Annotated in this window: 12 protein-coding genes; 8 read left to right on the top strand and 4 right to left on the bottom strand. The window is 69.7% G+C overall.

Translation table 11 applies throughout. The annotated features are described in order from the left end of the window. Window positions 1–24 precede the first annotated feature (24 nt). Window positions 25–183: a hypothetical protein gene (locus tag ACW9PK_RS00990; RefSeq protein WP_156960875.1), complete on the bottom strand. Its 159-nt coding sequence runs from the start codon at window positions 181–183 to the stop codon at window positions 25–27. A gap of 101 nt (window positions 184–284) precedes the next feature. Between ACW9PK_RS00990 and ACW9PK_RS00985 the strand changes: the two genes are divergently transcribed. Then, complete coding sequence (locus ACW9PK_RS00985) at window positions 285–1,313, top strand: LLM class flavin-dependent oxidoreductase (RefSeq protein ID WP_457016256.1); 1,029 nt, start codon at window positions 285–287, stop codon at window positions 1,311–1,313. Window positions 1,314–1,326: 13 nt separating this feature from the next. After that, entirely contained in the window at window positions 1,327–2,331 is a 1,005-nt protein-coding gene (locus ACW9PK_RS00980) for a CobW family GTP-binding protein (RefSeq protein WP_368835187.1), read from the top strand. Between the two features lie 8 nt (window positions 2,332–2,339). Here the strand turns inward: ACW9PK_RS00980 and ACW9PK_RS00975 are convergent, their stop codons facing one another. Together ACW9PK_RS00975 and ACW9PK_RS00970 are read right to left on the bottom strand one after the other, a co-directional pair. Then, window positions 2,340–3,029, bottom strand: a complete 690-nt coding sequence (locus tag ACW9PK_RS00975) for a potassium channel family protein (protein ID WP_085105893.1) — start codon at window positions 3,027–3,029, stop codon at window positions 2,340–2,342. 67 nt (window positions 3,030–3,096) lie between these two features. After that, complete coding sequence (locus ACW9PK_RS00970; RefSeq protein WP_457016255.1) at window positions 3,097–4,536, bottom strand: TrkH family potassium uptake protein; 1,440 nt, start codon at window positions 4,534–4,536, stop codon at window positions 3,097–3,099. A 149-nt stretch (window positions 4,537–4,685) separates the two neighbouring features. Here ACW9PK_RS00970 and gcvH point away from each other — a divergent pair, with 149 nt between their 5' ends. The 5 genes from gcvH to ACW9PK_RS00945 all read left to right on the top strand — a co-directional run bounded on the left by gcvH (window position 4,686) and on the right by ACW9PK_RS00945 (window position 7,603). Further along, entirely contained in the window at window positions 4,686–5,072 is a 387-nt protein-coding gene (gcvH, locus tag ACW9PK_RS00965) for a glycine cleavage system protein GcvH (protein ID WP_457016254.1), read from the top strand. 34 nt (window positions 5,073–5,106) lie between these two features. Then, window positions 5,107–5,550, top strand: a complete 444-nt coding sequence (locus ACW9PK_RS00960) for an FHA domain-containing protein (protein WP_064845760.1) — start codon at window positions 5,107–5,109, stop codon at window positions 5,548–5,550. 8 nt (window positions 5,551–5,558) lie between these two features. Next, a complete protein-coding gene (gene ftsR / locus ACW9PK_RS00955; RefSeq protein ID WP_457016253.1) occupies window positions 5,559–6,314 on the top strand; it encodes a transcriptional regulator FtsR in 756 nt (251 codons plus the stop codon). After that, window positions 6,311–6,823 carry a bifunctional nuclease family protein gene (locus tag ACW9PK_RS00950; protein ID WP_144996895.1) on the top strand — a complete coding sequence of 171 codons (513 nt, stop codon included), beginning with the start codon at window positions 6,311–6,313 and terminating at the stop codon, window positions 6,821–6,823. Before ftsR ends, ACW9PK_RS00950 begins: the two co-directional genes overlap by 4 nt. A 237-nt stretch (window positions 6,824–7,060) precedes the next feature. Then, window positions 7,061–7,603, top strand: a complete 543-nt coding sequence (locus ACW9PK_RS00945) for a MerR family transcriptional regulator (protein WP_064845778.1) — start codon at window positions 7,061–7,063, stop codon at window positions 7,601–7,603. 35 nt (window positions 7,604–7,638) lie between these two features. Here the strand turns inward: ACW9PK_RS00945 and ACW9PK_RS00940 are convergent, their stop codons facing one another. Beyond that, window positions 7,639–8,478: a ParA family protein gene (locus ACW9PK_RS00940; RefSeq protein ID WP_085105896.1), complete on the bottom strand. Its 840-nt coding sequence runs from the start codon at window positions 8,476–8,478 to the stop codon at window positions 7,639–7,641. A gap of 280 nt (window positions 8,479–8,758) precedes the next feature. On the opposite strand from ACW9PK_RS00940, the gene ACW9PK_RS00935 reads away from it, so the two are divergent. Continuing rightward, window positions 8,759–12,208: a pyruvate carboxylase gene (locus ACW9PK_RS00935; protein ID WP_457016252.1), complete on the top strand. Its 3,450-nt coding sequence runs from the start codon at window positions 8,759–8,761 to the stop codon at window positions 12,206–12,208. Window positions 12,209–12,232: the final 24 nt, after the last annotated feature.

Here is a 12,232-nt window from a genome sequence, read left to right as displayed (position 1 = left end):
ACGAGCGCCGGCAACGGCTCCGGATCAGTGGGCGGCGGCCGACGGCGGTGCGCCGGCCTGGTTGGCGCCCCACGAGGACACCTGGCCGTTCGTACCCACGGATCGGACGAGCAGACCGGGTGACACGCTGCCGCGAGGGACGGCGTGCGGGCGCGCGGCGGTGGCGATCGGGAACGTGGGCATCGCGATCGAGCCTAGCAAGAGCCCGCGGGGTGGGGAAGCGACCGGCCACCCGCAGGGGCCGCCACCGGAATAGCTGACGTGTCCACAATGTTGTGCGTGGCATGGCCGTTGAACTGGGAATCGACACCTTCGGGGACGTCACGTGGGACGACGACGACCGCCCCGTCTCGCACGCGCAGACCGTCCGCAACGTGGTGGAGCAAGCGGTGCTCGCGGATCAGGTGGGGCTGCACTCGATCGGGATCGGGGAGCACCACCGGGACGACTTCGCGATCTCCGCCCCGGACGTCGTGCTCGCCGGGATCGCCACGCGCACCGAGCGGTTGCGCCTGGGCACGGCGGTGACGGTGCTCAGCTCGGACGACCCGGTGCGCGTCTACGAACGCTTCGCCACGCTGGACGCGCTGTCCCACGGGCGGGCTGAGGTCGTGCTGGGCCGCGGCTCGTTCACCGAGTCCTTTCCGCTGTTCGGATACGACCTGCAGGACTACGAGGCACTGTTCGAGGAGAAGCTCGCGCTGTTCGCGGCGCTGCGCACGAGTCAGCCGGTGACCTGGAAGGGCACGCTGACCCAGGACCTGCGGGACGTGAGCCTCTACCCGCCGCTCGAGAACGGACCGCTGCCCACGTGGATCGCGGTGGGTGGTTCCCCGCAGTCGGTTGTGCGGGCCGCGCACTACGACCTCCCGCTCATGCTCGCGATCATCGGCGGGCCCGTGGAGCGGTTCTCGCCGTTCAGCGACCTCTACCGCCGCGCGCTCGCCGAGTTCGGCCATTCCGACAACCCCGTGGCCTACCACTCCTACGGGTACGTCGCCGACACCGACGAGCAGGCCCGCGAGGAGTTCTTCCGCCCCTACACGATCTCCACCGAGCGCATCGGAGCCGAGCGCGGGTGGCCCGCACCCACCGAGGAGTCCTTCCTGGAGGAGGTGGAGCACGGGTCCATGGCTGTGGGATCTCCCGAGACCGTGGCCCGTAAGATCGCCGCGGGCATGCGGGCCCTGGGTGCCTCGCGCTTCGACCTGAAGATCTCCACGGGCCCGCTGTCCCACGGAAAGCTCATGCGTAGCATCGAGCTCTACGGCACGCGTGTTGCGCCCCTCGTGCGGGACATGCTCGCGGACTGATAAGCATGGACCCATGCCGAGCTCGCTTCCCGTCCTGATCCTCACCGGCTACCTGGGTTCCGGCAAGACCACGGTGCTCAACCACTTCCTCGCGACCGGCGGCGCGCGAATCGGTGTGATCATCAACGACTTCGGGGACGTGAATGTCGATGCCGCGCTCGTGGCGGGGCACGTTGCCGAACCCGTGTCGATCGCGGGCGGGTGCCTGTGCTGCATCGAGGACCCCCGCCAGCTCGACGACGCCCTGCGTGCGCTGTCCCGGCCCTCCCTCGAGCTCGACGCGGTCGTGATCGAGGGCTCCGGGATCGCCGAGCCCCCGGGGCTCATCCATATGGTCCTGGGCAGCGAGGTGCGCGACGTACGCTTCGGCGGGCTCGTCGAGGTGATCGCCGTGGCCCGCGTGGCGCTCGCGGAGGCCAGCGGCTGGGACCTCGCGCAGCACGTCAAGGCCGCAGCGGTCGTGCTGCTGACCACGACCGACCTCGCCGATCCCCGGGAGACCGCCGCGGTGCGCGAACGGATCGCGCACGCCAATCCGCATGCGCTCGTCATCGACGCGCCCCACGGGGCGGCCGATCCCCGGTTGTTCTTCGACGCCGCCGAGCACCCCGTACCCGAGGGCGGCCAGCTCGCGCTGTGGGAGTTCGGCCGGGCCCCCGACCACGACCACCACGTCCACCACCGCGCCACGGCCCTGGACGCGCCCTCGGTCGTGGACCCCGCGGCGTTCGCCGAGCTGCTCGAGGACCCGCCCGCGTCCGTCCACCGGATCAAGGCGATCGTGGATGTCGCCGCGGGCCGGGGGATCCGCCGGTTCGTGGCGCACTCCGTGGCGGGATACGTCTCGGTGGACCGGGTGTCACGGCCCTCCGACGAGCCCGCGCGGTCCCGGGTCGTGGCCATCGGCCTGGAGTGCGACGACGCCGCACTGCGCCGCCGCCTCGACGCCCTCGTGCGCCCCGACGGCGCTCCCGCGGCCACGGCCCGTGAGCTGCGCCGACTGACTCGGTTCCTATAGGAACACCCTCAGGTCAGGTTCGAGAAGTGCTCTACCTTGGCGGTGGGCCCGGTCACGAGGATCTGGTCGTCGTCGTAGAGCATGGTGCCGGGTTCGATGGGCTCCCACTGACCGCCCGGGCGGCACACGGCCACCACCGAGACCCCCAACCGACGCCGCACGTTGAGCAGGTCCATGGGTCGTTGCTGGATGGGTTCCGGCGGGGTGCACCGCACCAGGGCGTAGTCCGCGTCGATGGGCACGAAGTCCAGGATCCGGTGCTGGATCAGGTGCGCGGCACGCGTGCCCATGTCGCTCTCGGGATTGACCACGTGCTGCACGCCGATCTGGGTCAGGATCTCCGCGTGGGGCTCCGTGATGGCCTTGGCCCAGATCGCGGGGCACCCGAACTTCACGAGCCGGGACGCCGCGAGAATGCTCGCCTGGATGTCCGAACCGATGCCCACGACCGCGCGGTCGAACTCGTCCACGGACAGCTCCCGCAGCACGTCCTCGTCCGTGGCGTCCGCGCGCACCACGGACGTGAGCTTGCCGTTGAAGCGCTGGACCACCGTCTCGTCCATGTCCACGCCCAGCACGTCCGTGCCGTTGCGCATCAGTTCCGTGGCCAGGGCACCGCCGAAGCGGCCCAGCCCGATCACGACCACGGCGTTGGCCATGGCGTTGCGAGAAGACGCGGCGGGGTGGGGTCCGAACATGGGGCTTCCTTCGTGGGTCGTGGTCGTCGAGCACCGGGTCCACGGGTGGCGCGGGCGGGGCCCGGGCTCATCCGATGAGCGGTCGTTCCTTGGGCAGTTCGTAACGGGGTGGGCGGCGGCCGAATGCGATGGCCGCGGCCACGGTGACCGGGCCGAGTCTGCCCGTGAACATCAGGGCGATCAGCACCCACTGCGCGAACGGGGCGAGCGTGGGGGTGATCCCCGTGCTCAGTCCCACGGTCGCGAACGCGGAGACGGACTCGAACAGGACACGGTCCAGGCCCAGGCCGGTGTCCGTGAGCATGATGAGCATCGTGCCACCGATCACCGCCACGGTCGCGAGCACCACGACCGTGATGGCCTCGCGCTGGACGGAGCGGGAGAGCTGCTTGCCGAGCACGGGTACCGCGGCGCCACCCCGGATTTCGGTGAGGGCCACGAAGAACAGCACCCCGAACGTCGTGACCTTGAGACCACCGGCCGTGCCCGCGGGGCCGCCGCCGATGAACATCAGGATGTCCATCCCGAGCCACGACACCGGGTGCATGTGACCGATGTCGATGCTGTTGAAGCCCGCGGTGCGGGAGATCGTGGACTGGAAGAACGCGTTGAGCAGCTTGACCGCGGGCGGTTGGCCGCCCAGGGTGCCCGGGTTGTTCCACTCGAGCATCAGCAGGAACAGCGTGCCTCCCGCGAGCAGCACGGGGGTCGCGAGCAGCACGAGCCGGGTGTTCATGCTCCAGCGCCGGGGCACCCGGATGTGGCGGCGCAGTTCGTAGAGCACCGGGAAGCCTAGCCCGCCCAGGATCACGCACGCCGCGAGCGTGAGCAGGATCCAGGCGTCGCCCGCGAAGTCCATGACGTTGAGCGTGTACAGCGCGAATCCCGCGTTGTTGAACGCGGACACGGCGTGGAACCCCGCGTGGGCTAGGGCGGTGCCCGGCGGGTAGTGGTAGTGGCCCCAGAACCGCAGGAACAGGATGAGCGCCGCGATGCTCTCGATCACGGCGGTGGTCGCCACGATGCGTGCGACCACCTTGCGCGCTCCGCCGCGGGATTTCGTCTCCGCGTTGGCGAGCAACCGGGAGGACAGGCCGAATTTACGGGCCAGCAGGATCCCCAGCATGGTCGTGAACGTCATGACACCCAGGCCACCCACCTGGATCAGACAGATGATGACCACCTGACCGAATGGCGTCCAGTAGGTCGCGGTGTCCACCGTGACCAGGCCGGTCACGCACAACGCGGAAGTCGCGGTGAACGCCGCCGTGAGCACGTCCGTGCCCCCGGGAGCCGTGGTGGCTGGGGGCAGCATGAGTAGCGCGGTGCCCGTGAGCACCGCCATCAGGAAGGCCGTGACGATGATCCGTGCGGACCGGGCAGGGGTGAGCTCGTGCAGGTGCAGCGGATCGCGGCGTCGTCGGCTCAGGGGGACGGCGCGGGGGATCCTGGACCCGTGCGTGCGCGCGCGGAACGCGGCCTGGCGGAGGGCCTCGGTGATGGGCACGGGGTCAAAATACACCCGCCGGGGCGGTACCGGCTGAGCGCCGCGTGAGCGCGCCTGAACCTCGTAGGCCGTTCAGCTAATACCGGCGCGCTGCACACGCGCACGTGTGATGAACCCGACTGCGTGAGTCGTGCCCTAAACTGACCGACATGACCAACATTCCCGCGGAACTCGCGTACACCGAAGAACACGAGTGGGTCGAGGACCTCCACGAGGACAACACTTTCCGCGTGGGCATCACGGACCACGCACAGAACGAACTGGGCGAGGTCGTGTTCGTCCAGCTACCGGAGGTCGGGGACACCGTCTCCGCCGGGGACGTGGTGGGGGAGATCGAGTCCACCAAGTCCGTGAGCGATCTCTTCGCGCCCGTCAGCGGCGAGATCGTGAGCGTCAACGACGACCTCGTGGACAACCCCGGCGCGCTCAACGAGTCCCCGTACGGATCCGGCTGGCTGTTCACCGTGCGCGTGGACTCCTCGGATGCCACCGGGCAGCTATTGGACGCCGATGCTTACCAGCAGTTGCTGGACTGAATACGCCAACTTCACGTGAGGTGAGGGAACCCTGATGTCGAACCATGAGAAATCCGGTACCCAGGCGGGTCCGGAGACCACATCCATCCAGATCGTGGGGGATGTGCTGGCCCATGCCGCTCACCACAAACTTTCCGAGAGCGAGCAGAACGCGGTGGCCTCCCTGCCCCCGGGCTCCGCGCTGCTGCTGGAGACGAACGGCGGGCTGACCGGTGCCCGGTTCCTGCTGGACCGGGACGAGATCGTCGCGGGTCGTCACCCGGCGTGCTCGGTGTTCCTGGACGACGTCACGGTGTCCCGCCGTCATGTGGAGTTCATCCGACGCAGCGGTACGTTCGAGGCAGTGGACCAGTCCTCCCTCAACGGCACCTACGTCAACGGTGACCGGGTCGCCACCAAGGTGCTGGAGAACGGCGACCAGGTCCAGATCGGCAAGTTCCGGTTTACGTACTACCACTCCGTGCAGAACGGTTCCTGACGCGCTCCATGCCTGATTCCGAACGACCGCAGATCCCGCGGGTGGGTATCGGGGCGTTACTGCGCCGATTGCAGCCGCAGTTCCCTGAACTGACCGCGTCCAAGGTGCGCTTCCTCGAGGACCAGGGACTCGTGCACCCGTTGCGGAGCGCCTCGGGGTACCGCAAGTACTCCCACGAGGACGTCGCCCGGTTGGAGACCGTGTTGACGCTGCAGCGTGAGCGCTACCTCCCGTTGCGGGTCATCCGTGACCGCTTGGACCGGGGCGAGGATCCCGCGCAGGACACCGAGCGGCAGGAACCGGGGACCGGACGCTCCGGGGACGGCGTCGACCCCGAACCCACTTCACCGGTTCCGGACGGCGGTCGGCGGTACACCCTGCGCGAGCTCGCGGCGCGGTCGGGCACGGACGTGCCGCTGCTGCGGGAACTGCTCAACCACGGCCTGCTCGTGGAACGGGTCGGCGCGTTTGACGGCCACGCACTTACCGTGGCCGCGGCGGCGGGCAAGCTCAACGGGTACGGGATCGAACCGCGGCACCTGCGGGTGCTGCGGGGCGCCTCGGAGCGCGTGATCGCCCTGGTCGAGGGCAGCATCTCACCGTTGCGCAACCGCAGGGACCCCGAGACGCGGCGGAGGGCCGTGCAGCGGGCTCGAGAGATCGCTTCGCTGTGCCTCACCGTGATGACCGCGCTTGTGACCTCGCAGGTGGAGGAGACGGTGCAACCGTTCGCCTCGCCGGACACGGACGGGAGCGCGCAATGAGCCCGAACGTGCGCATGGAGATCGCCGGGGTGCGCATGGACGTGCCCACGGGCCAGCCCGTGGTCGTGCTGCGCGAACTCCAGGGCGCCCGGCGTCTACCCATCTGGATGGGGACCAACGAAGCCACGTCCATCGTGTTCGCGCTGCAGGGCATCGAGCCCCCGCGCCCCCTCACACACGACCTCCTGTTGTCCGTGGTGGACCAGCTCGGGCGCAGCGTGCGGGACGTCGTGGTGCACACGGTGGAGAACACGGTGTTCCACGCGGCCATCTCCTTCGACGACGGCACCGTGGTGGACGCCCGCGCTTCGGACGCCCTCGCGATCGCCGCGCGCACGTCGTGCCCCATCTTGTGCGCCGCGGCCGTGCTGGACGAGGCCGGTCTGGTGCTCAGCCCGGACGGGGAGCTGCGGGAACAGACGGGGGACCAGCCGCAGGAGGCCGAGGCCCAGGTCCGGGAATTCCGGGATTTCCTGGACCACGTGGATCCGGACGATTTCCAGTCCTGATTCCACCCCGTCAGGGCCCCGTGCGGGTAGGCTGACGACACGGGCCCGCCCGTGGGCAATGTCTTTGACCCGCTCCACCCGTGGGTTTACCGTCGAGGAGGCATCAGCGCGCTGGTGCCCGTGTCCGGGGGATCGGACACCCCCACCCACGCACGAGGAGGACGCTTGAGCAATCCGGAGCTGCCGCTGGACGCGGCACGGCTGCGCGCATCTTCCCTCGCCGGCGGCACCCAGGAGATGTTGTTCACTGACAATCTGGGCGGCTACGACGAGACCGTGGGCTTCCGTGGTCCCACCGCGTGCAAGGCCGCGGGGATCACGTACCGCCAGCTCGACTACTGGGCCCGGACCGATCTCGTGGAACCCACCGTGCGCGGCGCCAAGGGCTCCGGGTCGCAGCGGCTCTACAGCTTCCGGGACATCCTGGTGCTCAAGGTCGTCAAGCGCCTGCTCGACACCGGTGTCTCCCTGCAGCAGATCCGCTCGGCGGTGGGCGCGCTGCGGCTGCGCAACATCGAGGACCTCACGCGGTTGACGCTCATGTCCGATGGCGCGAGCGTCTACGAATGCACGTCCCCCCACGAGGTCATCGACCTGGTCCAGGGCGGTCAGGGCGTGTTCGGGATCGCGGTGGGTCGGGTGTGGCGCGAGGTCGAGGGCACGCTGGCCTCCATGCCGGGCGAACACACGAGCCTGGACGGGGCCCCCGCCGCGGATCCGTTCCCGGAGGACGAGCTGTCCGCCCGGCGCGCGCGCCGTCGCAAGAAGAACGCGGGCTGACCCGCCACCGCACCCCGCCGCCGCGGGTTGCGGGATCAGCGCGTGAGGCCCGCCAGAATGGTGCCGAAGCGCTGCGCGAGATCCTGAGCCGGGGCACCCGGCCAGCGGTGGACGGGCCACGCGGCCCCCTGGATCTGCTGCATCACGGACAGGTCCGGCAGCACGGGATCCACCACGAGCGGTCCGAACAACTCCTGCAGTTCCCGCATGCGGTGACGCTGTTCGACCGAGTCGTCGCGCACGCGGTTGATCACCACCCCGGCCTCCGGGACGGCCCAGATCCGGGAAGTTTCGAACTGCGCGAGCGCCGTCATGGTGCGCTTGGTGCCCGCCACGGAGAACAGGGACGGCTCGGCCACGGAGAGCACCTTGTGGGACGCGGCCCACGCCATGCGGGTCAGCGCGCTCAGGGTGGGCGGGCAGTCGATCAGCACGAGCTCGTAGCGGGCCAGTCCCCGCAGCGCGGTCTCGAGACGCTTGAGGTCCTTGGTCCGGAACGCGGCGTGGTCCAGGTGCGACGACGCCGCGGAGCCCGGTGCCACGTCCAGCACGGCTCGTGCGCCGTCCCCGGTCGATGACCCGTCGGCAGGGGCGCCCGGGCCCGCGGGCACGGTGTGCGGGGTGATGGGATGTTTGGTCCACGAAGATGCCGTGGCCACGGAGGCCAGTGCACCCTTGCGGGGGCGGCGCAGCACGGTGCCCACCTCGTGCCCCGGGCGGGCGTGGACGCCGAGCGCCGTGGAGGCGTCGCCGTGGGGGTCCAGGTCCACCACGAGCGTGGGGACGTGTGCTTCGAGAGCGGCGGAGGCCAACCCCAGGACCACGGAGGACTTGCCCACCCCGCCCTTGAGGCTGCTGATGCTGACGATCTGCACGGATCACCCTTCTGTCACCTGAAATGGGGGCTGCCCACCAGCCTGTTCCATGCTAGTGGGTGGATCACCGCACGTCGCGAGCCGGGTAGGGCGGTGCCGCGCGGCGTCGTCATCATGAGCTGTAGATGTCACCACGAGCGGCGGATGTTGTCTGGACCGGCACAGGGGACACGACATCCGGGCTACCCTGCCGAGGCGCGGCTCACGTAAGCTGTCCCGGTAGTCGTCTCCTCACCCAGTGCGCGGGCCCCACAGGGCGCCGCGTGCGGAAACGGTAGTCATGTTCTCCAAGATCCTGGTGGCCAACCGCGGCGAGATTGCCATTCGCGCGTTCCGAGCGGCGTACGAACTCGGCGCCAAGACCGTTGCCGTCTTCCCGTACGAGGACCGCAATTCGATCCACCGCCAGAAGTCGGACGAGGCCTACCACATCGGGGAGGAGGGTCACCCGGTCCGCGCGTACCTGGACGTGGCCGAGATTGTGCGCGTGGCCAAGGAGTCCGGGGCGGACGCCATCTACCCGGGCTACGGTTTCCTGTCCGAGAACCCGGACCTGGCGCGCGCGGCCGAGGCGGAGGGCATCACGTTCGTGGGTCCGCGCGCCGAGATCCTGGAACTCGCCGGGAACAAGGTCGAGGCGTTGCGGGCCGCGCGGCGCGCGGGCATCCCCACGCTCGAGTCCTCGGACCCCTCCTCGGACAAGGAGACGTTGATCGAGGCCGCGGAGAAGATCGGCTTCCCGGTGTTCGTCAAGGCGGTCGCCGGTGGCGGTGGCCGCGGGATGCGGCGCGTGGAGAAGCCCGAACAGTTGGCGGAAGCGCTCGACGCCGCGATGCGCGAGGCGGACACCGCGTTCGGTGACCCCACCGTGTTCATCGAGCAGGCCGTGTTGCGTCCGCGGCACATCGAGGTGCAGATCCTCGCGGACAATGAGGGCAACATCGTGCACCTGTTCGAACGGGACTGCTCATTGCAGCGCCGGCACCAGAAGGTCATCGAGATCGCCCCGGCACCGCACCTGGACGAGGAGATCCGTGACGCCCTGCACCGGGACGCGGTGAAGTTCGCCCGGGAGCTCGGCTACGTCAACGCGGGCACCGTGGAGTTCCTCGTGGACACCGCGGGGGAACGCGCGGGGCAGCACGTGTTCATCGAGATGAACCCCCGGATCCAGGTGGAGCACACCGTGACCGAGGAGATCACGGACGTGGACCTGGTCCAGTCCCAGTTGCGCATCGCCGCCGGTGAGAGCCTGGACGACCTGGGCATCTCGCAGGACGCGCTGCGCGTGCGCGGGGCCGCCCTGCAGTGCCGGATTACCACGGAGGATCCCGCCAACGACTTCCGCCCGGACGTGGGGAAGGTCTCGGCCTACCGTTCCGCCGGTGGCGCCGGTGTGCGCCTGGACGGCGGCACGCTCTACGCGGGCGCGGAGATCTCCCCGCACTTCGACTCGATGCTCGTGAAGCTCACGTGCCGCGGACGCGACTACACCACCGCGGTGCACCGCGCCCGCCGCGCGCTCGCCGAGTTTCGCATTCGTGGGATCGCTACCAACATCCAGTTCCTGCAGGCCGTGCTGCACAATCCGGACTTCCTGGCCGGGGACGTGGCCACGGACTTCATCGAGAACCACCCGGACCTGCTCAAGGGCAAGGGCTCGGCGGACCGCGGCACCCGCGCGCTGAACTACCTCGCGGAGGTGACGGTCAACAAGCCCCACGGCGAGCGCATCGACGGCATGGACCCGCGCGACAAGCTCCCGCACTACCCGGGGGACAAGCGGGACGAACCCTTCCGCAGCCCGTTCGACGGCCCGTCCTCCCACGAGGTGCCCTCCGGCTGGCGCCAGGTGCTCCAGGAGCAGGGGCCCGAGGGCTTCGCGCGCACCCTGCGGAACTACGAACCGCTCGCAGTGACGTCCACCACGTTCCGTGACGCCCACCAGTCCCTGCTGGCCACCCGTGTGCGCACCCGCGACCTGCTCGCAGCGGCACCCGCGTACGCGCACCTGCTGCCGGGGCTGCTCTCGGTCGAGGCCTGGGGCGGTGCCACGTACGACGTCGCGCTGCGCTTCCTGGGGGAGGACCCGTGGGAGCGGCTGCGGCTGCTGCGCGAGGCGATGCCGAACATCCCCATCCAGATGCTGCTGCGCGGGCGCAACACCGTGGGGTACACGCCGTACCCGGTGGAGGTGACCAACGCGTTCGTCGCGGAGGCGGCCGAGACCGGCGTCGACATCTTCCGGATCTTCGACGCGCTCAACGACGTCGAGCAGATGCGCCCGGCCATCGAGGCGGTGCGGGCCACGGGCACCGCGGTGGCCGAGGTGGCCCTGTGTTACACGGGCAACCTGCTCGACCCGCAGGAGAACGTCTACACGCTCGACTACTACCTGGACCTCGCTCAGCAGTGCGTGGACGCCGGCGCGCACATCCTGGCGATCAAGGACATGGCGGGGTTGCTGCGCCCGGAGGCCGCGCGGCGTCTCGTGGCGGCCCTGCGCGAGCGCTTCGACCTGCCGGTGCACCTGCACACCCACGACACCGCGGGCGGGCAGCTCGCCACGCTGCTCGCCGCTGCGGAGGCTGGGGTCGACGCCGTCGACGCCGCATCCGCGTCCATGGCCGGCACCACGTCCCAGGTCTCGGGCTCCGCGCTCGTGGCCGCGCTCGAGAACACGGACCGGGACACCGGACTTGACCTGGATGCCGTGAGCGACATGGAGCCCTACTGGGAAGTGGTGCGCTCCATCTACAAGCCCTTCGAGTCCGGGCTGACCGGGCCCACCGGCCGCGTGTACCGCCACGAGATCCCGGGCGGGCAGCTCTCAAACCTGCGCCAGCAGGCCATCGCGCTGGGGCTCGGGGAGAAGTTCGAGGCGATCGAGGACATGTACCACGCCGCGGACCGGATGCTGGGGCACCTGGTCAAGGTCACGCCGTCGTCCAAGGTGGTGGGCGACCTCGCCCTGCAGCTCGTGGGCATGGACGTGGACCCCGCCGAGTTCGAGGCCGATCCCCGCAAGTTCGACATCCCCGACTCCGTGATCAACTTCCTCGCCGGCGAGCTCGGCACCCCGCCCGCGGGCTGGCCGGAACCGTTCCGCAGCAAGGCGCTGGAGGGACGCACCGTGCACCTGGCGGACGAGGAGCTCTCGGAGAAGGATTTCGAGGAGCTCGCCCAGCCGGGCGAGGTGCGCCGCGCGGCCCTGAACCGGCTGCTTTTCCCCGGCCCCACGCGCGACTACCAGAACTCGCGCACCAAGTACGGGGACATCTCCCTCCTGCACACCCGCGACTTCCTGTACGGGCTGAAACAGGACCACGAGCACGTCATCTCGCTCGGCAAGGGGGTGCGGCTGCTGGTCACCCTGCAGGCGATCTCCGAACCGGACGAGAAGGGGATGCGCACGGTCATGGTGACCCTCAACGGTCAGCTGCGCCTGCTCGAGATCCGCGACGAGTCGGTGAAGTCCCAGGCCGTGGAGACCGAGAAGGCGGACACATCCAAGCCCGGGCACGTGGCGGCACCCTTCGCCGGTGCGGTCACGGTCACGGTCTCCGAGGGGGCAAAGGTCGCCGCGGGGGACTCAGTGGCCACGATCGAGGCCATGAAGATGGAGGCGTCCATCACTGCGCCGGTCTCGGGCACGGTCTCCCGCGTGGCACTTGCGGACACCGCGCACGTCAGCGGCGGGGACCTGGTGCTGGTGATCGACCCCGAGTGACGGATCCCGCCGCCCCGCCTGTCC

The sequence above is a fragment of the Kocuria sp. MNB10 genome (assembly GCF_054073685.1).
This window is presented reverse-complemented; position numbering and strand designations above follow the sequence as displayed.